19 protein-coding genes are annotated in these 21,963 nt (G+C 48.8%); all 19 read right to left on the bottom strand.

All coding sequences use genetic code 11. The annotated features are described in order from the left end of the window. Positions 1-3: 3 nt before the first annotated feature. On the bottom strand, positions 4-465 hold the full coding sequence (locus tag BN2762_RS16990) for a PTS sugar transporter subunit IIA (protein ID WP_055108097.1): 462 nt from the start codon (positions 463-465) through the stop codon (positions 4-6). Then, positions 450-2,387, bottom strand: a complete 1,938-nt coding sequence (locus BN2762_RS16985; RefSeq protein ID WP_055108096.1) for a BglG family transcription antiterminator — start codon at positions 2,385-2,387, stop codon at positions 450-452. Before BN2762_RS16985 ends, BN2762_RS16990 begins: the two co-directional genes overlap by 16 nt. Positions 2,388-2,730: 343 nt before the next feature. Continuing rightward, positions 2,731-3,840 (bottom strand): hypothetical protein, encoded by a 1,110-nt coding sequence (locus BN2762_RS16980; protein ID WP_230202530.1) that lies wholly within the window; start codon positions 3,838-3,840, stop codon positions 2,731-2,733. A 23-nt stretch (positions 3,841-3,863) separates the two neighbouring features. Beyond that, a complete protein-coding gene (locus tag BN2762_RS16975) occupies positions 3,864-4,667 on the bottom strand; it encodes an ABC transporter permease (protein WP_055108094.1) in 804 nt (267 codons plus the stop codon). A 12-nt stretch (positions 4,668-4,679) separates the two neighbouring features. Further along, complete coding sequence (locus tag BN2762_RS16970) at positions 4,680-5,489, bottom strand: ABC transporter permease (RefSeq protein WP_055108093.1); 810 nt, start codon at positions 5,487-5,489, stop codon at positions 4,680-4,682. Beyond that, the gene (locus tag BN2762_RS16965; RefSeq protein WP_055108092.1) at positions 5,486-6,469 is read right to left on the bottom strand and encodes an ABC transporter ATP-binding protein; all 984 of its coding nucleotides are present in this window, start codon (positions 6,467-6,469) and stop codon (positions 5,486-5,488) included. Before BN2762_RS16965 ends, BN2762_RS16970 begins: the two co-directional genes overlap by 4 nt. A gap of 28 nt (positions 6,470-6,497) precedes the next feature. Further along, complete coding sequence (locus tag BN2762_RS16960) at positions 6,498-7,673, bottom strand: radical SAM protein (RefSeq protein WP_055108091.1); 1,176 nt, start codon at positions 7,671-7,673, stop codon at positions 6,498-6,500. After that, positions 7,645-8,751, bottom strand: a complete 1,107-nt coding sequence (locus BN2762_RS16955) for a hypothetical protein (protein ID WP_055108090.1) — start codon at positions 8,749-8,751, stop codon at positions 7,645-7,647. Before BN2762_RS16955 ends, BN2762_RS16960 begins: the two co-directional genes overlap by 29 nt. A 23-nt stretch (positions 8,752-8,774) precedes the next feature. Next, positions 8,775-10,295: an ATP-grasp domain-containing protein gene (locus BN2762_RS16950; RefSeq protein ID WP_230202529.1), complete on the bottom strand. Its 1,521-nt coding sequence runs from the start codon at positions 10,293-10,295 to the stop codon at positions 8,775-8,777. Continuing rightward, positions 10,276-10,551: an acyl carrier protein gene (locus tag BN2762_RS16945; RefSeq protein WP_055108089.1), complete on the bottom strand. Its 276-nt coding sequence runs from the start codon at positions 10,549-10,551 to the stop codon at positions 10,276-10,278. The genes BN2762_RS16950 and BN2762_RS16945 overlap by 20 nt, the downstream gene beginning before the upstream one ends. Positions 10,552-10,794: 243 nt before the next feature. Continuing rightward, positions 10,795-13,407 carry an ABC transporter permease gene (locus tag BN2762_RS16940; RefSeq protein ID WP_055108088.1) on the bottom strand — a complete coding sequence of 871 codons (2,613 nt, stop codon included), beginning with the start codon at positions 13,405-13,407 and terminating at the stop codon, positions 10,795-10,797. Further along, entirely contained in the window at positions 13,404-14,087 is a 684-nt protein-coding gene (locus tag BN2762_RS16935) for an ABC transporter ATP-binding protein (RefSeq protein WP_055108087.1), read from the bottom strand. The genes BN2762_RS16940 and BN2762_RS16935 overlap by 4 nt, the downstream gene beginning before the upstream one ends. Positions 14,088-14,232: 145 nt before the next feature. Next, complete coding sequence (locus tag BN2762_RS16930; RefSeq protein WP_055110152.1) at positions 14,233-15,234, bottom strand: sensor histidine kinase; 1,002 nt, start codon at positions 15,232-15,234, stop codon at positions 14,233-14,235. A 1-nt stretch (position 15,235) separates the two neighbouring features. Continuing rightward, a complete protein-coding gene (locus BN2762_RS16925) occupies positions 15,236-15,928 on the bottom strand; it encodes a response regulator transcription factor (protein ID WP_055108086.1) in 693 nt (230 codons plus the stop codon). A 176-nt stretch (positions 15,929-16,104) separates the two neighbouring features. Next, positions 16,105-16,521: a VOC family protein gene (locus BN2762_RS16920; protein ID WP_055108085.1), complete on the bottom strand. Its 417-nt coding sequence runs from the start codon at positions 16,519-16,521 to the stop codon at positions 16,105-16,107. 185 nt (positions 16,522-16,706) lie between these two features. Continuing rightward, positions 16,707-17,726 carry an LLM class flavin-dependent oxidoreductase gene (locus tag BN2762_RS16915; protein WP_055108084.1) on the bottom strand — a complete coding sequence of 340 codons (1,020 nt, stop codon included), beginning with the start codon at positions 17,724-17,726 and terminating at the stop codon, positions 16,707-16,709. Positions 17,727-17,772: 46 nt separating this feature from the next. Continuing rightward, the gene (locus BN2762_RS16910) at positions 17,773-18,255 is read right to left on the bottom strand and encodes an RrF2 family transcriptional regulator (RefSeq protein ID WP_055108083.1); all 483 of its coding nucleotides are present in this window, start codon (positions 18,253-18,255) and stop codon (positions 17,773-17,775) included. A gap of 360 nt (positions 18,256-18,615) precedes the next feature. Next, positions 18,616-20,685 (bottom strand): iron ABC transporter permease, encoded by a 2,070-nt coding sequence (locus tag BN2762_RS16905; RefSeq protein WP_392391579.1) that lies wholly within the window; start codon positions 20,683-20,685, stop codon positions 18,616-18,618. Then, entirely contained in the window at positions 20,682-21,704 is a 1,023-nt protein-coding gene (locus BN2762_RS16900; protein ID WP_055108081.1) for an ABC transporter substrate-binding protein, read from the bottom strand. Before BN2762_RS16900 ends, BN2762_RS16905 begins: the two co-directional genes overlap by 4 nt. Positions 21,705-21,963: the final 259 nt, after the last annotated feature.

Genomic DNA, 21,963 nt, shown 5'->3' with positions numbered 1-21,963 from the left:
CCATTAATAAATGGAATTCAACAATTGATAGACCTGCTCAACATCGGTGCTTTCCAGCAGCTTCGTTCTGAAATCGTCATCTAGCAGCTTTTTGCTCAATCGTGAAATGAACTTCAAGTGAATATTTTGCTCATTCTCCTTGGGGACGCCAATCAGAAAGACCAGCTTAACTTCCTCCTCATACCCCTCGGTCCATTTGAAATCTTGCTTTGCCTGCAAAAAACCGATAAAAGGCTGCTTCACAGCATCGCTTTTTCCATGGGGGATGGCAATTTGATAGCCTATGGCTGTCGGAACGTTCGCTTCCCGATCCAACACAGCCTGCAGGAAAGGCTTCTGCTCCGAAATCAACCCGTTTTGCAGCGCGCTGTCTATCAGAACGTGAAGCACCTCGTCCCGCGTCGCGAAGTTTTGCTGCAGAAAGATCATTTTTTTGTTAATTACATCCTTCAAACTGATCCACATCCAATCCTCATTTTGAACTCCTGCTTATCAGACATCATATAAATCTGATTCAGCATTTCTCTGTTTTCTACAATCGAATAAATATCCGAAAGTACATGCTTTATATTTTTTGTATCTTTTTCCGCGAAACAGATAAAAATCACGGTTCTAACGGAACTCTTGTTCCAAACGATATTCTTTTTATTCCGGACGAATACGATCATCGTTTCATTCACATATTTCGGGTTCCCATGGGGCAGGGCCGCTCCTGTCGGGAGATCGGTTCCGCCCATAAGCTCACGGTTCTTTAAGCTTTCTATAAAGCTCTCGGTCACAAAGTTGCCCGCAACCAGCTCGCTTCCAATGGCATCGATCAATTCATCCTTCGATTGAAAATTCCCGTCGAAAAATATGAATTCATCCTTCAGATATCTTCCTAAATGAGGCAAGGGCTTCCACTCATTTTTAGTCTCTTTGGCCAGAAGGAATTTGTCATAGTAGAGATCGGAAATATTCTTCATATCCTGCTCGCTAAGCAGCGGAGACACGACGATGACTTTACTCTCGGGAAGATCTAGATCAACGGTTGAAATGATCAGATCAATATCCTTGAGATTCAGCTTCACAGCCTCCTTGGCTGAAGCGACTTCGATCATGTCAAAGGCGGGCAGAACATTTTTGATCCGGTTGACCAGCAGCTCGGAGGTGGCAATTCCTCTGGGGCAGATCACTAAAATTTTCTTGCCTACCTTCGCTCTTTCGATCGCGGATTGAAAATAAATCGTCAGAAATCCGACTTCCTCTTCATTGAACATGACTCCGAGCTCGTCCTCGTATTCGCTTAGCACAACCCAAATGACATTGAATATAAGAGGAAACTCGTTTTTGATTTGCACAATTAGCGGATTGCTCGTAGGAATCCTTGCCCGCAAGCGATAAAGCATCGGCGGAAAATGATGAATCAGCTGCTCCCTGAGCTTGGTATCCTTCGTAAAATCAAGATGCAGGGAATCCCCGGCCTTCTTCACGATCTTGTCAACGTAATGGCTGTATCTGCTTTCTGAAGGCAAAGGCGCAAATTTATTGGAGATCAGATAGGAGGCGAGATAGTCCACATCCGTCGCCTTGTATTCCAGATTCAATCTGAGCGAGATCTTGTTCAACATGCTCTCTGCACTCTGCTTGAAGTACGCGCTTTCAAGCTTGTCTCCAGATACCGGCCTCTGTTCTTCTAAATGATGGCCCTTCATAAGCCGATACACTAAAATAATCATCATGCTCAACACATTAAAAACGTAATATTCAGCAATGGCTGTCACGTCGTTTTTAACGTATCCGTAAAGCACTCTGGAGCAGACGCTCACGACATCCTTGCCGTAATAAGCGCCTAGAATCATCAGCTTCTGCTTATCATCGCTTTCAAAAATCATGCTGCTGTCTTCCAGAACATAGCGGTTAAACTCCAGATAGGCTTTTTGCAGGTCCTTCTCCTTCCCGCAAAGACGTGTGCCCTGGGAATCGCTTAGCAGCTTCAAGTTATTGCGGCTAGTTAGCTTTTTTTCCACGAAAGCCAAATCATTTTTGATCGAGGTTCGGCTGACCAGGAACAGCTCTGACAGGCCGTCATACGTAACTGTTTTATTCTCGAACAGCAGCAGCTCCATGATCCTTCTGCGTCTTCCCGAGGTCGAATAATCATCTAATTGCTGCCGGACCTCTGGAAGAGGAGGATTCCGATCGACTTTATTGACCCTTATGCCTACGCCAGACCTTTTTTCCAGCTCATAGCCTTTACTTGAAAGGAACTGCTCGACTATTTTCAAATCCGAATGGACCGTACGCTCGGAACATTTCAATTCCTCAGCATAAAATTTGATGGTTGTGTATCCTTTCTGCTTTAAAAGAATGGAAACCAGGCGAGATTGCCTTTGCGTTAATTGGATGAAAGCACTTCACCTTCTTTCACCTTTCATCTTCTTGTCGAATGATGAAGAATTTTGTAGATTTTTTTCTATGTCTTTAATTATAGAGATCCTTTCTGCGTTTTAACATCTCAAAACACTGCATGAAGTTGTTGCAGCCTTTTGTTCCAGGCGGGAAAGGGACTGGTAATTTTTACCCCATAAAAAAGAGAGCGCATCAATTGCGCTCTCCCTTCGATTGGCATTCGGAACTCACTGAAATATTCGAGCTACCACCACAGCCCCTTGGTAAATATTGTCGAAGCATCTCCACAGGCCTTCCTAAGTTTTACATCTGGATCCCGGGTTCTCTCCGGGGCTTTTTTCAACCTTCGAGCAGTGTAATTAGTTTATGCATGAGAACAGGCTCTTCATTTCGGAATTGCTCGAACCGGAGCCGCAGCCGCTCAAACATTTCTTGATCTGCGCGAATGTCATGACGAATGTATTGATCTCTCAGCTTCATCGCCCTTTTGCTGATATCCTTGTAGCCCTCCACAAGCTCTTCATCATACGGGATTATCCCCTCATCCACCAAGTATCCAATCCGCTCGCTCATCATTTTTTTATGCTCCCAGAGCACATGAAGATGCCTTACATCGTTGCGGTCGCCGAGCCGGGGATCGTTGCTTTCCACGGCATCATAATACATCTGCAAATAGTCATATACTTTGATTCCGAAAGCTTCCTCGTTGTCTGGAATGTAATTGATCCGGTTAAGATGGGTCTCCCCGTTTAGATAATCACGCAGCTGGTCGATCGCGGCTGTTCTATCGAAAGGATATGGAAAATGCGGTTCATATTTATAAAAGTACGTATGATGATCAGCTGTGAGCTTCTCCTTTAACAGATGTCTCATGGATTGAACGGCGTCCTGAAACTCTTCGAACGGGATCGGCAAATTGCGGTAAACTCCCGTATGGTCGAACATCGACGCATAGAAGACCTTTTTGTCCCAATCGAAACCGTATATAAAAAGATGATGAGGGAACGGCTCCTTCTGATAGGAGGCCGCCGGTGATAGTCTAGCTTCATCCAAAAACACAACGCAATAATAGCCGCTGCGGATTTGATCCGCGAAAAATTTTGGCCAGGCGTCCAATGCCAAACTCTCCAGAATCGTATAATTGACCGAGCAGGTAAGCAGAAACGGGTTGTTGAAATTCAGCTCGTTGGGCTTGCCGCGAAAAAAATCAACATAGTACTGCCTGCCGTCCTCCAGAAAGTTTTTTTTGCAGAACAGCTGGATAAAGTTGCTATAATACCATGGAATCGTTTCTTTGTGGGCGCTGGTGATCGAAAGTGTATAAGCCCACCGCAAAAATCCTTTAAGCGGCGGATTTAACACCGGAAGCTGAACTGCGTTCAACGGATTGTCCCCCTTCTTAACAATGGATTCGGAATCATGACCGGCATTGTCCATGTGATCGATCAATTGGCTGCGACAGAAAAGAAGTCCTAACTGCTCGCGCTGCTGTATCCCTTCACAGCCTGTTTCCAGAGCAGCCGCACTGCCGCGAAGAGCAGAAGCGAAGCAGCTAGCGCCAGTCCCGCATGGAGCCAGTTGAGCTGCCCAAGCAGAAACATCGGTCCAAAATTGGTAATCAGGAATAGAGGAATAACAAAGGTTCCTATCCGGCGAACCCAGGCGGGGTAAATCGCCATCGGAAAATTGTTGGCGTCCCAGACGGAATGGGCGATTTCCGATACAGAGCCCGTCTGGATAAATCGGAATGATAGCAGCGCCGGGACAATCATCAGGCAGTATGTGATGACAACGGAGACGAACAGCAGCAGGATAAACCCTGATAGCTGCAGGAACGTCAACGGAATGTCCATGGCCTGCCAGCCGATACCGATCATGACGAACCCAACGAGAATATCGGGGATCGGCAGCGCCAGATCGACGTAACGCAAGGAAGCCATGAATTGGAGGGAGACTGGCTTGGTCAGCATTAAATCGAGCGAGCCATCTCGAATATACTCCGGAATTTTCGTGAAATTTGTAAAAAACAGGCCGACATAAATTCCTGTCGCCACGGTGTGCATGCCTATAAATAGAAGCAGCCCTTCGGGCGGAATGCCGTCTACGTGAAGGTCGGTACGGAACACGACCAGTACATATAACAGCTTGGCGAGCAGGTAGACGGATTCGACAAGCAGGCTCATCATAAAATTGCCCCGAAACTCCATCTGGGCGATGAGACAATTTTTGATGAAAATGCCGTACAGGCGCATGTATTTCCTCGCGATTTTAAACATCCGTAAATACCGCTACCCCCCAACTGCCGAATATTTCTTCATGGAAACGAGCCACGTCAGACGGGATAGCCAGAAGAACAACAGAATCCACCCACACTGGATAAGCAGCCCCTGGTACATAGCCGCCGCTTCCACTTTGCCGCTGAGAACATTGACCGGAAAATAAATCGTATACGGGAACGGTGTGTATTGAAGCGCCCTCACAACCGACTCTCCGAAAATCTCCAGCGGAAACATGCCGCCGCTCAAAATATTGATGAGCAGACTTGTAATAACGAAAAAATAAGAGATTTCATGCAAATAAAAAGCGCTCGCACAGATGCAGTAGGCGATCAGGAAGTTGAGCAAAAGCGCCCCCCATAGCGTGATGGCAAACAAGATCAGTCGTACGGCCTGAAGCTCGAGTACACCCCGGGCTGATGCGGTCCAGATAATTCCGGCGAGCAGCAATGCCGTTATCCCGTAATAGATCGCCTTCTGGCCGAAAAAAGACACCAGCCGATATCCGAAATAGCTGATCGGTTTGATCAAATACTTGTTAAGACCGCCGTTTTTGATATCGTCGGCAATCTGGTGCTCGAACTGGGTCGCGATCAGCTTAGACACTAATCCCGCCAAAATCGTATATAAAATAATTTGAGTGTACGAATACGTGAACAGCGCCGACTGGCCGGAATGCCGATACACCGCTGTCCAGATGAAATACTGGACAAGAATCGGAAACACGGCCCCAAGCAGACCGAGAAAGAAATGTAAACGGTATTCCATCGAATGCTGGACGCCCATCGAAAAAACAGCCCTATACAATCTGCGTCTGTTCATCCGACGGATTCCTTGCGGTAGAGCTTCGAAATGCTCTCCTCGATCGGTACATCCTCAATCGTCCAGTCGACGATCGGAAACGAATCGAGTACAGCGCGCGACACTTCCTTCATACGGAACTTCGGCAGCTCCAAAACAACGTTGTAGTCGTCTGCGCTGACGATTTTCCCGAATTTGACCAGCCGCTGCTCGGCGACGGGCTCGGAGAACTGCAGCCTTATCATTTTGTTCTCGCCAAAAAGATCGTTGATTTTGTGAAGCTCCCCGTCATATAGAAGACTTCCCTCGTTAATGACAATCGTCCGCTTGCACAGGTCCTCCACGTCCTTCATGTAGTGACTCGTCAGCAGGATTGTCGCGCCGTACTGCTCATTATAGTATTTCAGGAACTCCCTGACCTTCTTCTGGGAGGGGAAATCGAGGCCGATCGTCGGCTCGTCAAGATAAAGCAGCCGAGGCCGGTGAATCAAAGCTGCGATCAGCTCCATTTTCATCCGTTCGCCCAGCGACAGCCGCCGTACCTGTACGTCCAGAAGCTCCTGCACGTCAAGCATTTCCGACAGTTCGGCAAGACTGCGGCGGTAGAGATCATCGTCCACATCATAAATGCATTTGTTCAAATAAATCGACTCGCTGGCAGGAAGATCCCACCATAGCTGGTTTTTCTGGCCCATCACAATGGAGAACAGCCGTTTGAATTCGTTTTTTCGTTCCCATGGCACATAGCCGAGTACGTTGGCCTCCCCGCTTGTCGGATACAGAATGCCCGACAATATTTTGAGCGTCGTGGTCTTCCCCGCCCCATTGGGCCCAAGAAATCCAACGCACTCCCCGGGGCCGATATCGAAGGAAACGGATTTAACCGCTTCCTTCACAAGTGCCCTGCGGGCAAACAAATTTTTCAGCGAATGCTTAAGCCCGGCTTCTTTTCGATAATACACAAACGATTTGTGCAGCTCGAACACATGGATAAAGTCCATCCCCGCTCCTCCTGAACGATTGCCTGTTTTAAATTCCATTGTTATAAAGAAGAACGCATTTTGAGCAAATCGGCATTAGACCGCAGGCCAGAACCTCGCGCTGTTTTCGGAGCTCTTCGCCGTGGAAAATATCCGCCACGCTTTCTTCGTTCAAATTACCGACACTAAATTCCGGGAAAAATTTGCATGGATTCACTGTGCCATCCGGCATCACGTCCATCCGGTTTGATATCGAGAAGCACTTTGTCCGGTTCATGGCCGGCTTCTCGCTGCCCCGGATAAATCCTTCCACCTCTTCGGGTTCCAGCGCAGGCTGATAGCGGATGCGTATATTCCACACGCGGGAATTGACCCTATTAAGCTCATTGATTAATGTATCGAAATTATTCGGTGAGATGTGGAACGTAAAGGAGTGCCAGCTGTTCTTGTGGCCGTCCGCAAAGCGGGAGGCAAGGTGCGGGAAATGGGCATCGAAGTAGGTGTCCATTTTCTCCGCTGTATCGAAAGGGATATACCAAGGGAAGCAGAAGTAAACGGAATCTACGCCCATCTCTTCGAAGAATTCCATAAAGCTGTATAGCTGGCTGACCATCTGGTCATTTACCGTCAAGGCTACGGACACTTTGCCTTTATACAAGCCCTGCTTCTGCAGATCCAGCAGCAGTTGTATGGCGCGGATCACTTTCTTGAAGGTGCCTTTACCCCGGATCGCATCATTCTCCTTCTCGAAGCCTTCCAGGCTGACCAGCATGACCAGATTGTCCGACATTTTCAGAATAGAATCCAGCTTCTGTTCAATAAGAATCGCGTTCGTACAAATAGTCGTATAGCGGTCTTCTCTGGCCAGAAGCTCCGCCAGTTCATCGAATTTGGAGTAGAACAGCGGCTCCCCGCCCCATAGAAATACGCGCGATTTCCGTTCTCTTGTTTCGGCCAGAAGCTTCTCCACCACCGAAATCTCGATTTCATCGTTCTTCACTTCCTTGGCAAAGCCGTGATGGAAGCCGTCCGGATTCCATTCAAAGCAATGCTTGCAGCGCAGATTACAGCCGTTATTGAGCTTGATCCCGATTTCGTAGGGTACAGGGGCCGCATAAGTCGGATCTTCCCGGCGCTTTCGGCCCGTTTCCGCCAGCGGAACCAGGGTTCTTTTCATATTACGGAATGTTAGTCGGTCAAACGTAACTGCTGTTTTCGGCTGCATAAGTATTCCTCCCAAAATGGTTAATTTTTGATCGCTGCTCCAGCAAGCGTCTGCAAATCTTCTCCAGTACAGGCTTCGAAAAATCCTGGGCCTTCCATTCCGCAAACCGGATGCCGAAACCGCAGGCCTCCCAATAGGTTGAATTATGAAGCTCATGTTCGCCGAACGGCTCCAGCATGACAAAAGGGACTCCGAACGACAGCGAGTCATTCAGCGTGGCTCCCCCCGGCTTGCTGATAACCGCTGCGCAATTGCGCATCAGATCCGTGTAAGCGGAGTAATCCCCGAGCGAAAGCTCCTGGAGAACGCCGTCCTTGCGGACATAGCGGATCATCGGCGGAAACGTATGCCGCCCCTGCGCGTCTCGGCACCACGGATCCCAGGAGGCCTCTGTTCCGAAGTACCGCGTAACCCCGTCGTCCTCTGCCACCTCGGAGGGATCATAGACGATTACGTCAAGTCTGTGGCCGAGCTTGCGAAGCTCTGAGATCGTTTCAGCATAAGTTCCGATCCCCCAGCCGCCGCCATGGATCAGAATGCGTCCTTCACGCTGCGCGTAAGGCAGAGGCTCAGCTTCGTCTGAAGCAATATAGGTGCCCGGAGACAGCTTCGAAGGCTCGTAGAACCAGATGTTGTTGTAGCCGGGGTACAGCTGCCTGTGTACCTTGAACGACGGCGTATCCCACGCGTCCATCCGGATCAGCCGGATGTCGAGCAGACCGCCGGCAGCCGCCTTGTAGCGCTCCAGGATCGGCAGCCAGAAGCCGGTGAACACGGCAAAGCGGAAAATACCGGCCCGTTTCCAGGCTTCCAGCAGTCCCTGGACCGCTTCCTCGCCCAGGGAAGAGTCGACGGGCTTGGCCAGCTTATGCCCCATAAGGGCAAAGGAGAAATCCGCATGGAAGGCTTGCTTGGTGAACCGGATCTTATGCCGGACTTCTTCGCGATACAAGCTCTCCAGAACGTGAATTTCCGTTCCAACACCTTGGCTTAGCAGATATTTGTGCAGATGCATGGCCGGAATATAGGCGCCAAGCGAATTCCCCGACGCCAGCAAGGTAACCGAAGATGATTTCATGCGCCAGCCTCCGAGTTCCAGATTTAGTCGTACACTTTAACGGACAAGTCTGCGAGCACTTGCCGCAGGCTTGTGATCAGTTCGCTCCGGTGTCCGTCGTCACGGCCCAGCACGGATACGTACAACCGTCCCTTCGGCATGCCCCGTCTGTTCTGTGCTCCGTCAGCGGCACGACGACGGGCCAGAGTCTCGTTCACCATGACGGTATTGGAGGATAGAGGAATAATTCCGTACTCTCCTGGAGCTGTAAACAGAAGACCGGATTTGCGCAGAGTGTGCAGCAGCTTTCCGAACGTGAAGCCTTCCGGAAGACCAAGGGACAGAAAGGTGAGCCAGCCGGCAAGGCCGTACGGCTCCCAGCTTTTATCAAGATAAGCGTTAATCAGGCCCATGGATTTGCGGGCGTTGATCTCCACGATGGGTACGGCTTCACCGTCCTCCAGGATCATAGAGTCGAAGCAGACAAAGCCATGGTAACCGTCCTCTGCCAGAAGCCGAAGTGCGTTTTCAATCACGCTAAAATAGCCGTTTTTCTCAAGCTGGCCAATAAAAGCATCCTCTGCTTTAATAGATCCGCTGTAATTCTGTTGATGATTCAGCATCCGCTGAACGGAAATGAACTCACTCTTCCCGCTCTCCTCGATGAGCCAATGAGAACTGAAGTCGGTTTTTTTTGGCAGCAGAGGCTCCAGGAGGAATTGAGAACGCAATCCATTCCCTTCTTGTTTATGCAGATGTGTTGCTATCCTTCGCTGCATGGCTTCGCTGTCGATGAGCAGATTGCCCTTGCCCGACACACCGAAGGGGTCTTTCAGCAGATATGGCCCCCGCATCAGAAGTCTATTTCCAGCCGTCACCATTTCCGCTGCGCTATTCACTTCTGTGCCATAGCACTTCTCACCGATTCTAGCCAGGAGCTGGTTGGAGTACATCTTGGAATTAACACGCACTACCGTCTCGAAGCCCGGCAAAGGGGCAAACGGTCCGGCGGCATGAAGGTAAGCTTCCGTATCCGCCGTAATGGCGTATGGAGACAATTTTTTTGTGGAGAAGGCGAACACCGCTTCATCCGGCCAATGTGTTTGTCTTGAATAACCGGTGGCGTTCATGGGAGAGGTAGATTCCGGCAGAATTGTACCCTTGCTATAAGCGGAACTGGCCGCCTGCAGCATCCTGTTTGCCGGTCTAGTAATCAGAGCTTGCTCGGCTGCAAGCCTGAACATGCATCGCTTGAAAGCATCCGGTTCAGGAAGGGACTCTCTATTGTCGTTCAGATCAAAGGAGTATCGGGGCCGAAAAGCAAAGCCCAACCCGTGCAGGTATTCTTGCAGTGCCGGATCAATTTTGCAGCGGCTGTAGAGAGTATCCTCCGAGCCGCAAAATGGAAAAAGCAGCTCGTCCATGCATAAAACAATCGCTTCCCGGTCCTTATCGGGCATAGCGGGCAGCCTGGCCAGGTCCGGATTCCTCCAGCGCGTCTCGGGATCAAAGGTGCCCATCACGATTTTCGGGATGATGTCGGCTTCACGGTTTAACATCTTCATACATTGCCTGCTCTTGCGGCTGGCAGCTATTTAGAAAAGTGAGAAATGCTTCAATTGATTGGAGATGCTCGTAATCGAAGTGGTCATAGTCAATGACTACGTTTAACTGCTCCTCGACTTTGAGCATAAACTGGATCATTTGCAGAGAATCGAGGCCTATATCGTTGTTCAGATCTGTTTCGGGGGACAGGGATTGGCGGAGCTCCGGATGATCTTCTTTGATAGAGCACAAAATGTCTACGATTTTATCGTACATGACTTCACTCCTTTAGAGGGTTAATATGCGAGGTGCGACTGAATCCTGCGTTAATGAATTCAGATGAATTCAATTGAAATCAAACTAGCTCTCTATCATCCCTCCTTTTTCCAAAGTTACAATTATTATCTTTTGATTGTTAAAAAATGTCAACCTCTGATGCGGCGCATCGAACTCCGCAAAAAGAGTCTCCTGCCAGGTTCCATAACCTCGGAGACTCTCTGTTTATCTCACAGTTTGTATTTAAATGTTTTCTTGCTTCAACGCATCGATAATATTTTCTTTCTTGACTTTGGAGCTGGAATACAGCATCGATGAACTGACGATCACGAATACCGCGGCAATAACATATAACATGCTTAGCCCTGGAAGCGTGAAGCCATATTGAAAGCTGTTCATTAATGACCGGTGGATGAGATACATGATTAAGACACTGATGGGCAGACCATACAGCAGCGCCTTGATGCCGTAAAATATACTCTCGTAGTTGATCATTTTGTTGAAGCCCTTAGGCGTCATGCCCACGGATTTTAACATCGCAAACTCCCGTTTGCGCAGCGAGATGCTCGTGGAAATCGTATTGAAAATATTCGCTATAGAAATGGCGGTAATCAACACGATGAAGCCATAAGCAAATACGGACATGAGCATAACGATCTGTTCTTCCTGCTGCCTGTTTTTATAGACATTGTAAACATATATATTGCTTTCTTTCATTTCCTCGATTTGCTGCTGCGTGGCCATGGGATCGGAGCTTTTCAAATACAGATGCGAGGTTGCTTCCATACTCGGCTCTTCATCCAATAGCTGGCTCATGACCGGCTCCGAGACAATCATCGTTACCCCGCCTACTCCCGGAGGATAAGCCCCCGTAGGGAGCACATCCGTCAGGCCAGCAATTTCGATCTCTTCTGCCCTCTTCTCTTCCCCGGTTTCGCTATCGATGATAATGACTTCTATCATTTGGCCTGCTTTTGCGTTAATGGTTTTCGTTTCTACATATTTTCCTGCCGACATATCTTGATATTTTGCCGTGTCAATGACAATCGCTTTGGGCTGCTTTGTATCCTCTAACTGCTCCATATTTACCCCGACGCTCCGGGCATAAACGGCCAGACTTTCCGGGTTAATAGCGCTGATCTCTACGTAGTAAGGATATTTGCCATTTTTCAGTACGCTTGGATCACTCTCGGCCAGCTCCTGCAATTCCTTTCCGATCCTCGATTGTTCAATCCAGGAATTGGCATCAAGACGTGTAATAACACTGTACTCCGTGACATCCTGTAACTTCCCGATGGAACGAATTAATCGTTCATTCTCAGCAGTGTTCTGTGTTCCGAACGTGATGTGAATATCGTAGTTCACCCCTTCCTGCGAGAGCGCTAGCGATTTTTTCAGGTTCTCGGTAAAGAAGGATACCGACAGAAACAGAACAATGCTGATCACCAGTGAAAATACCGTAGCTTGATAACGCCGCTTGTTTCTTTTGAGGTTTTTTAGGCCGATCTCCGCCTCCATGCCGAAAACCCTCCGAACGAGCTTGGACGTTTTCACAGCTTTACCGGTCAGCTTCACATCACTCGTCTGCCGGATGGCATCGATCGCCGAAATTTTAGAAGCCTTCCTGGCTGGAATATACGTTGATATGAATATTGTCAGCATGGATACCCCGCAGGCGATCAGAATGGAAGCGGGTGTAACGATCACCGTCAACTCTTCCGTGATTCCTAATGCCCCTTCGATCATGGAATTAATGAACCTAAAGGTAATGGCTATTCCGGCAAATCCAGCCACGATACCGATCGGAATGCTGATCAGTCCAATGACAGCCCCCTCAAAGAACACGGAGTTTCTCTTTTGTTTCTTTGTTGCGCCTACGCTGGAGAGCATCCCTAAATGGCGGGCCCGTTCCGAGACAGAAATGGCGAATGCATTGTAGATCAACGAAACTGAGCCGACAATAATCACGACCATGATAATCGCAGACAGCGATAAAAGAGTGCTGCTGAAGCCAGCGTTATTAGTCACCCCGTAATAACGAAGCAGACTATTGTTATATTGAATAGAGCTCTCCTCAAGCCCCATCCTTCCCGCCAGACCCTCGGCGTCATCATATAAATCGCTTGTAATCTCATTCAGAATGACCGAAGCATGGAAGGTATCCCGTTCGTCGTCAGCGATGAGGCTCTCATCTATATAACCCAGAGCCGTGTAGCCCGGCGCCCAGGTCGGCTCCCAGGATGGGCGTTCGATGATGCCGACCACGGTGTAGGTCATTTTATTTTGTAGCTCTAAAATTTCGCGTCCGCTATCCCCCGTAAATAAGCGGTCAAGCTGAGACAGGGTTTGGCGGTTCCCCTCTTGATCTGTAAATGACCGTTCGCCGATGTCCAGGGTTAACGTATCCCCGATTTTAAAGTCGACCTTTGCGTTTGCCGAAACCTCCTCGGATAGGACGATTTCATCCTTGGCCTGCGGCAGCCGCCCCTTGTTCAGCTTAATCGGAAAATGCATAAATCCTTCCGTATTATAATCCTTGATGAACAAATAGGGCTTATTATCGTTCTGACTCGCTTGAAGGGGCGCATAACCGCGATCTCTGGATATGATCAGGGTCTGGGTTGACTTATCGGCTTTTATCGCTTCCAGCTGAGTCTTATTCACGTCCTTATATAAGACATGCCACTCCCCGCCGTCCTCAATGATTTGCCGCTTCATTAAATCTATAAAGGATACGGCAAGCGTAGCTACGGCAGTGACCATGGCCACGGAAATAATGACGCCGATGATGGTTACCAGCGTCCGCCGCTTGTTTTCCTTCAAATGCCGGAGGGTCAGCTTATTCACAATATTCATGGACGAACCACCTCATCGCTGGCAATTCTTCCATCCTCGATCGCGATAATCCGATCTGCCTGAAGCGCAATCCGTTCATCATGCGTAATGACGATGAGGGTCTGGTTGAAGGTTTTATTGAACATTTTCAGTAAATCGATAATTTCACGGCTGTTCTTGCTGTCCAGGTTCCCGGTCGGCTCATCCGCCAGCATGATCGCAGGATTGCTGATGAGCGCCCTTCCAATCGAGACGCGCTGCTGCTGACCGCCAGACAGCTGATTAGGCAGATGGTTCAACCGCTCCTGCAAATTCAAAATCTTTACGAGATCGGAGAACTGCTTCTTATCCACCTTATGCTCGTCGAGCAGCATGGGCAGCTTGATGTTCTCTTCCACCGTCAGCACCGGAATCAGATTGTAGAACTGATAAATCAAGCCGATCTGCCGCCGTCTAAAAATAGCCAGCTGCGTCTCGTTCAGGCTGTAAATATCCGTATTGTCCACGAATACTTTACCGCTTGTCGGACGATCCACACCCCCAAGCATGTGCAGAATCGTCGATTTTCCCGAGCCGGAAGGGCCGATGATCGCTACGAACTGCCCTTTTTGCACGGAAAAAGAAACATCATCGAGCGCCTTAACTGCGGTCTCGCCTTTCCCATACGTTTTCGACAGATGTTCTATTTTTAAAATATCCATATGAAGACCTCCACTTTGTATTGAGATCAGTATATCTGTCTTGTATGACTCTCAAGTGACTACTAAAGTGACATTCTAGTCACTTGAAGGAAGGGCGAGCCCTGCTGCCTGAGATTGTTGATTGCAGATGCTGTTTGCTGTCTTGCTACACTACTTGTTTGTAGAACTTGATATGAAACTGTGTCCCCTTCCCTGCTGCGCTTTTCACCTCAATATCGCCGTTTTGGCTCGTGATGATGCTTTGCGCAAGGGCAAGGCCGATGCCGACGCTGTCCTCGCTGGCATTTTTGCCTTTATAGAAGCGTTTGAAAATATGCGGCAAATCCTCCTTCGGAATCCCCTTGCCGCTATCGGCAATGATAATTTCCGTAAATAAAACATTCTCTGCAAAAGAAATGGCGATTCTGCCGCCGGACGGGGTATGCTCAACACAATTCTTTAGAATATTAAGCACGGCTTCGGATGTCCAATTGAGATCTCCCGTGAAGCGAACGCCGTCCTCGCCTTCAACTGCAATGGTCTGCTCCTTAATATCCATGGGGATGAGCACGGGCTCCAGCGCTTTTTGCACCAAATGCTTCACGAATATAGCTTCCTTCTTGAATTGGACCGTTCCGGCATCAATTTTCGAAAATTTCAATAAGGAGGCAACGAGCCACCCGATCCGCTCCAGCTGAGTGCGGATATTGCTCGTGAATTCTCTTCTCTTCTCCATGGGCAGCTCAGGCTCGCTCAATAAATCAGCCATCACGGTCATGGAGGTCAACGGAGTTCTGAGCTGATGGGATATGTCGGAGATCGCATGGGTAAGCTTGATTTTGTCCTGCTGCAGCAGGGAGCTTTGCTCGGAAAGCCGTAGCGTCATTTTATAGATGTCGTTCTTCAGGATGCTCAGCTCGCCCTCTTGATTATCCCGAACGTCCAGCGAGTAGTCGCCGCTGCTGATTTGGCGCAAATAACCGGAGAGCTTCTGTATTTCGCGGTATCTCCAGTACGTGAACCCGAAACAGCAGCCGATGAGCAGAGCCGCTGTGATCAAGGTAACGATGGCTGTGTTCAACGCGAAGCTTGCAGCCAGAACGGTGCCTGCAAGGCTGATTGTGCCCATCAGGAGCAATAAAATTTGAATTTCTCGATTGCGCAGAATGCTAATCACCTGCCTTATAGCCTAAGCCGCGCACTGTTTTGATGATTGTCGGCTCCTGAGGGTTGTCCTCCAGCTTTTCGCGCAGCCTTTTGATGTACACCGTTAATGTATTATCATTCACGAAATCCCCGGCTACATCCCAAATCCGCTCCAGCAGCTGGCTTCTGGAGAGAACCTGGCCGATATGGTTGGCAAAAATAAGCAGCAGCCGGTATTCCAACGCGGTTAACTGGATTTCGTTCCCGTTCTTGTACACCTTTCCTTCCAGCGTATTCACGAGAATATGTTCGATTTGAATCGTCTGTTTTGCTGCCTGGTTCTGTGCTTGCGCAGGATATCTTCTTAACACCGATTTAATGCGGGACAGCAGCTCGCGAATCCGAAACGGCTTTGTAATATAATCATCGGCTCCCATGTCGAGCCCCATAACGACATTGACCTCATCATCGATGGCCGTCAGGAAAATAACAGGAATGTCTCTGCGAGCCTTCGCCATTTTGCACAAATCATAGCCGCTCCCGTCCGGCAGGGACAGATCGAACAAACAGAGCGAGATTTCGTCAAGCTCTTCGGCTATGATCTTCTCGGCGGAGGCTGCATCATGACACAAAACCGTGTCGAACTGATCCTGCTGCAGCGAATATTCCAGCCCGGAGGCGATCGTTCTATCGTCTTCCACAAGTAAAATTTTCATAAAATGATCATCCTAACCTGGTTTTATGGGAATAGAAACCGTATGTCGGCTTTTGTCTAATAAAGACCCCTTCCAATCATACATGAGAAAGCAATGCAGCCACAAGAAAAACACCGCCCTGCTGGCGGTGTTATTTCGGGTGTCTCCCTAATATTTCACGTCATTAAATATATAGCTTAGCCCTGTTCGATCGTTGCCGGATCCATATAAATGACCTCCCATAAATGGCCGTCCGGATCCCCAAAGCTCCAAGTGTACATGAATCCATGATCCACCGGATCATTAAACGGCTGTCCACCGGAGGCCAGAGCCCTGTTAACGATCTCATCGACTTCCTCCCGGCTGCTCGCGGACAATGCGAGAAGAACCTCCGCATTCTCTCTTGTATCCGGAATCTCCTTCTTCGTAAAAGATTTGAAGTAAGTCTCTTCCTGCAGCATAGCGAAAATATGCTCGCTAATGACCAGGCAGGCTGCTCTCTCATCTGTGAACTGAGCATTAAATTCAAATCCGACCTGGGTAAAGAATTCCTTCGTCTTTGACAAATCCTTAACCGGCAGGTTCACAAAAATCTGATTACATTGAAGCGCCATTTGGATACCACCTCATCTTGGATTGGGTAAAGGTTATAGTATGGCCTGACCTGGTGATAAAACAATAGAACCTTTGTTCGCATTTAATGATAACATAATCATCAAAAAATGGGAATACCAATCGAGTGGATTTTTAAATTTTTTCCATCTGGCTTGTTGGTTTACATAACTATTGTTACGTTAACTTACTGCTTCATGCCGGTGATTTCAGCTACGATCTCATAAGATCGAACTCGGGATTTATGGTCATACATCGTCGTATTGATAATGAGTTCGTCCGCCCCGGTATCCTCGACAAATGCCTGAAGCTGCTCCCTTACTTCGTCGGGATTGCCGATGATCGATGCATGGAGCTGCTTCATGACCAGCGCCTTCTCATACTCTGTCCAGATATCCTCCATGCTCTCCACAGGCGGCGGGATTTGGCCGGGATGGTTGCGGATCAGGCTCAGGAACTGCTGCTGGTACGAGGTAGCCAAGTATTGGGCCTCCTCCGTCGTGTCCGCTGCGAATACATTGATGCCCGCCATCGCATAGGGCTCATCCATCACATCCGAAGGCTGGAACTGGGCTTTATACTGCGTTAATGCTGGTATCGTGTTCTCCGGTGCAAAATGACTGGCGAACGCAAACGGCAAGCCGAGCTTGGCAGCCAGCGCCGAGCTGAAGCCGCTGGAGCCAAGCAGCCAGATTGGAATATCCTGCCCTTCACCCGGTATTGCCCTTACGCGATTATGGCGTGAATTTTCATCCAGATAACTCCGCAGCTGCTCCAACTGATCAGGGAAATCATGCCCGTTCGCGCGCGGATCGCGCCGCAGCGCCAGCATGGTGCTCTGGTCGCTTCCCGGAGCGCGTCCCAAGCCGAGGTCGATCCGGCCGGGATACATGGCTTCCAGCGTGCCGAATTGCTCCGCAATGACCAGTGGCGAATGGTTCGGCAGCATGATCCCTCCCGATCCAACCCGGATCGTATTCGTTCCGCCGGCGATATACCCGATAACCACCGAGGTCGCCGAGCTGCCGATTCCCGGCATATTATGATGCTCCGCGAGCCAATAGCGACGATAGCCCCATTGTTCGGCGTGCTGAGCCAAATCCAGGCTGTTCTTGAAAGACTGGGCTGGCGATCCTCCTTGGATAATCGGGACGAGATCCAGCACGGAATATGAAATTTCATTTAGCTTCTTAGGATGATTACTCATGGGTTTCCCTTCTTTCACATATTAATGAAGCCTTTCGCAGCTTCCGCTATATCACCATCTTCTCCTTGACCCAGGCTTGTAAACATTCCAGCCTGCTCTTGAATCGCTCCTCCTGCATCTCCGCAGCCAAATCGGCGATGGTTTCCCGCTTGAGCACGGATTTCCAGGCCGTCTCCGCCTCCTGCATCAAATCCGTCAACAGGCAGCATTGATCCTCCGCTTGCAATTCAAGCATATCGTTTAAAATACCGCTGGAGGAGTACAGCGTCTGCTGCCCCTCTATAGCGAGATACACGTCATAGATTCGAATGTCCTCCAGCCTCTTCTTCAGCTTGAAGCCGCCCTTGACCCCGGGCACGGAAGTGATCAAATCGGCGCTAACCAGCTTCCGCAATAATTTTTGAAAATAGGTCGGCGAGGCCCCTAGCTGCTGGCTGATCGCTTCCCCCGGCAGCACCGCCTTGTCGGGCAGCAGACTGAGCAGGAAGATCGCGTAGACCGATTGTTCAACACCCGTCTTCATATGCATTTGTGCTTATCACGCCTTTAGGTTCACTTTTATGCAACAACGTGGATAATTTTTATCGACGTTAATTGCACTTTAAATAATATACTTTATTTTTTATAGCAAGTAAACCTCGATCGCCACATATAAAAGACCTGATATATATTTAAGCGAGACACCTGCTCGAACTTCTTCAGGGTACCCGTAGTTTAACCAGAAAATATTAGTTGATTAACAATAGGCAGCATCTAATCAGCTATAAATACAAGTTCTTGTCCTCCGACATCTTAGCAAAAAAAAAACTGTCGAGGCAATCTCGACAGCTTGGCTAACTAACCTGTTTCTTCTATAATGACTTTGCTTGGAATGTGCCATAGTATACCGCTACCCTTTTTGCTGCAGTGAACGATACATCAAAAACAAGAAATACGGCGCTCCAATCAACATAATTATGAGACCGGATGGAATTTCCTTCGGAGCCATAATCGATCTTCCGATCGTATCGGCTAGAACAAGCAGTAGCCCCCCAAGCAGTCCTGACAAAATAATCGATCGTCTTGTATGATGCCCAATCATCATCCGTACGACATGCGGGGCCATGAGACCGAGGAAACCAATCGTCCCCACGCTTGCAACGGCTGCCGATGCAAGTAAAACCCCAAGAATCATCGCAGCTAGCCGCGTTCCCCGTACCGGCAGACCAAAGCCGATGGAGCTCTCATCGCCGAATGCCAGCAAATCGAACTTTCGCGCTAAATAATAAGCAATCGGCAAGAGTATCATTAAAAAGATGAACAGGCTGTAAAACTGGTTCCAGCCTCGGCCATAAGTAGAACCCGTCAACCAAATATAGGCACTTGTGTTCCAAAGGCTTGCCTTAATAATCATGACCTGGATTCCCGCAGAGCCGATGGCAGATACAGCGATTCCAAGCAGAATGAGCACGGATGGACTCAAGGATTTGCGCCATGCCAGAAAGAATACAAAGGCTGCAGCGACGATTCCACCCGCCATAGCAGCAAAAGGGAGGGCAACTATCGTCAGAGCTGGCCATGCCACAAGCACGATCATTGCGCCAAGTCCAGCGCCTGCGGTCACACCGATGATCGAGGCATCGGCCAGCGGATTTCGAACTGCGCTTTGAATTAAAACACCGCTAACAGCAAGGGCAATACCCCCTAAAGCCGCAACAAGCGTACGCGGAAGCCGTAAATTGAGCAGGACGGAGTACGATGAATCTCCACCGCCAGCAAGACTGCCCAATAATTCGCCAACCGGTATTCTCGTTCCACCAAAAGATAAGCTAATTACAATGGTGGCAAGGAGGATCAGGACCATATAAATCGCGGTCGGAGCAAAGCTCATGCGTTTTGCAGCTCCTCCTACACTCATGGATGACTGTCCTGCGCCAGATCCTGATATATTTTTCACCTTGGTAAGCACCAGCCAGATGAGCCAAGGGCCGCCAATGATGGCCATTACGGCACCGATCGGCATCTCCCCCACATTACTCCTTACCATTCGCGCAAGCGTATCTGCCGCTGTAATTAGAATCGCTCCCCACAAAGCGCTTGCGGGTATAAGCAAGCGATGCTTGCGGATGCCGCTAAGCCGGACAAGATGTGGAGCGACCAGGCCGACAAATCCGATCGGGCCGACCACGCTCACGACGATTGCAGCCATCAAGACGGACATCCCAAGACCCGCTGCCCGTGTTAAATCTACTCGTTGTCCTAGTGAACGCGCGGTTGACTCATCCAGCTCCAGCGTATCGAATTGCCGGCCAGCAAACATTGCCGCGGCAACAAGGGTCAGAATAAAAGGCCAAGCAAAACGGACACCGTCCCAATTCAACTGGATTAAAGAACCCGAGCCCCATAAGAATAAATTTTGCGTTTTGGTACTATTGAAAATATGAAGAGCCGATGTAAATGCGCCAAGCACCATGGACACGATCATACCTGACAATGCCAGCCTTACAGGCGTGGCCCCTCTGCCCCCGCTTAAAATATAAGCAGCAAGGGCTGCTAGCAGTCCTCCTGCAGCTGCAAGCAGAAATGGAAATTGCTGTTGTGCAGCAGGGAATGCAACCATGCCGAGAACCACCATAAAGTAAGCTCCCGCATTTATCCCTAGTGTATCTGAGGCTGCAAGCGGATTCCTCGTAATTGTTTGCAGCAAGGCCCCTGCCGCGGCAAGAGCAGCGCCGGCTAGAAGTCCGATGACCGTGCGCGGCATCCGAATGTCCCAGAGCAAATTATGCTCCATCACATCGCGCCGGTTCAGTAAACCGTCCATTATAGCGGATGCTGGAATTTTTGCCTCCCCGAAGCCCAGGCTAAGGATAGACAGAACGAAGAGAACGGCAATGCCGCCCCCAAATATTCCGATTAATGGCCAGGTCACTCTGGATTTGGCTTGTTTGCTATGGATTCGCTTCATCATAACGCTCATTTCGTTAACGTTGCTACAACTTCATCTACAATAACTTTGGAGGAAATTGGGCCACCAAATACCCATGTGGCACTGTCCAAGGCATAGGTGCGATTCTCCTTCACAAAGGTAAGTCCATTCCAGACGGAATTATCCTTCAGCTCATTCGAAAATATATTATCATCTTCCTGAACGATGTAGATCAGATTCGTATCCTGAACTGCTGGCAACGCTTCAACCGTCGACGAGCTGAATCCGTAATGCTCGAATTTGTCAGGTGTCCAGTCATTTTTCATACCAATACGATCCAAAGTTTGTACAGCAAGTGAGTTGTTTGTAAAAAGTCGTAGTGTGGCTGCGTTTTGATAGCTGTAGGCTTGTGTCAGCACGTAGTTAAAGCCATCCTTGCCTGCCGCAGCCAGCTTTTCTTTAGCCTCCGCATAATGTGCATCCAAGTCAGCGAGAACCTTGTCTGCCTCCGCTGTCTTGCCGACGGCTGCTGCAATCGTTTTAAATGTATCCTCCATGACCGTATATTGATCACCCTCACCCTCTTGCGGATACAAGTTGAAAATCAATGTCGGCGCAATGCCTTGCAATTGTTCATAAATCGCTTCGTGGCTGTTCATATTAGCAATAATCAAATCTGGTTTCAACGCAGCGATCGTCTCCAAATTCGGTTCACCGCGCATTCCTACATCCGTCACGCTTTCATCTAACGGTGCTTCGGAAGTTACATAAACTTTATAGTTTTCGTTATCGGCATTCCCCACTGGCTGCATGCCGAGCGCAATAATATCTTCGGTGAATGTCCACTCCAACACGACAACCTTCTTTGCAGGCTTATCCAGTTTAAACTCGCCTTTAGCATCTTTCACTACAATAGGCTCGCCCGCGGGTTCACTGCTAGTATTCGGGCCGGCTGTATTGCCGGTAGAGCTGCCATTCGTCGCCAGGCTACCTGTTGGATTGGCTCCGCAGCCTGCCATTACCAGTATGACAAAAATAATCATTAAAACGTTCAATAACCTTCTGTGCATCATTATGTCCCCCTAGAATTCAGATAATAATATAACCTGGAACTAACTGATAATGATTATCATTGTTAATCTGTTAGCTATTATATAGGGGAATTCCTGGTAAGTCAAAACTTAAATTATCTATTCTATTGAAATCGTGTATACAGCCTTATTTCTTGGCAACAAGATAGGTATCAGCATTATAATGTGGTTAATCCTTTGCTTCCAGCGTCTTAATTCAACGTCTGTTGCCCTACCATATTTTATCCATACACAAAAA

Origin of the sequence: Paenibacillus ihumii (assembly GCF_001403875.1) — a bacterium.
Classification (GTDB): Bacteria; Bacillota; Bacilli; order Paenibacillales; family Paenibacillaceae; genus Fontibacillus; species Fontibacillus ihumii.
Note: the sequence above shows the minus strand (reverse complement) of the source record. Positions and strands in the feature narration are given on the sequence as shown.

Bases quoted from the DNA above. Each gene is read 5' to 3' on its own strand.
- BN2762_RS16905 (WP_392391579.1), bottom strand. From the start codon at position 20,685: ATGAGCGTTATGATGAAGCGAATCCATAGCAAACAAGCCAAATCCAGA.
- BN2762_RS16955 (WP_055108090.1), bottom strand. From the start codon at position 8,751: ATGAAATCATCTTCGGTTACCTTGCTGGCGTCGGGGAATTCGCTTGGC.
- BN2762_RS16940 (WP_055108088.1), bottom strand. From the start codon at position 13,407: ATGAATATTGTGAATAAGCTGACCCTCCGGCATTTGAAGGAAAACAAG.
- BN2762_RS16975 (WP_055108094.1), bottom strand. From the start codon at position 4,667: ATGTTTAAAATCGCGAGGAAATACATGCGCCTGTACGGCATTTTCATC.
- BN2762_RS16950 (WP_230202529.1), bottom strand. From the start codon at position 10,295: ATGAAGATGTTAAACCGTGAAGCCGACATCATCCCGAAAATCGTGATG.
- BN2762_RS16915 (WP_055108084.1), bottom strand. From the start codon at position 17,726: ATGAGTAATCATCCTAAGAAGCTAAATGAAATTTCATATTCCGTGCTG.
- BN2762_RS16965 (WP_055108092.1), bottom strand. From the start codon at position 6,469: ATGGACTTTATCCATGTGTTCGAGCTGCACAAATCGTTTGTGTATTAT.
- BN2762_RS16970 (WP_055108093.1), bottom strand. From the start codon at position 5,489: ATGAACAGACGCAGATTGTATAGGGCTGTTTTTTCGATGGGCGTCCAG.
- BN2762_RS16935 (WP_055108087.1), bottom strand. From the start codon at position 14,087: ATGGATATTTTAAAAATAGAACATCTGTCGAAAACGTATGGGAAAGGC.
- BN2762_RS16900 (WP_055108081.1), bottom strand. From the start codon at position 21,704: ATGCACAGAAGGTTATTGAACGTTTTAATGATTATTTTTGTCATACTG.
- BN2762_RS16990 (WP_055108097.1), bottom strand. From the start codon at position 465: ATGTGGATCAGTTTGAAGGATGTAATTAACAAAAAAATGATCTTTCTG.
- BN2762_RS16925 (WP_055108086.1), bottom strand. From the start codon at position 15,928: ATGAAAATTTTACTTGTGGAAGACGATAGAACGATCGCCTCCGGGCTG.
- BN2762_RS16910 (WP_055108083.1), bottom strand. From the start codon at position 18,255: ATGCATATGAAGACGGGTGTTGAACAATCGGTCTACGCGATCTTCCTG.
- BN2762_RS16920 (WP_055108085.1), bottom strand. From the start codon at position 16,521: ATGGCGCTTCAATGTAATCAGATTTTTGTGAACCTGCCGGTTAAGGAT.
- BN2762_RS16945 (WP_055108089.1), bottom strand. From the start codon at position 10,551: ATGTACGATAAAATCGTAGACATTTTGTGCTCTATCAAAGAAGATCAT.
- BN2762_RS16960 (WP_055108091.1), bottom strand. From the start codon at position 7,673: ATGCAGCCGAAAACAGCAGTTACGTTTGACCGACTAACATTCCGTAAT.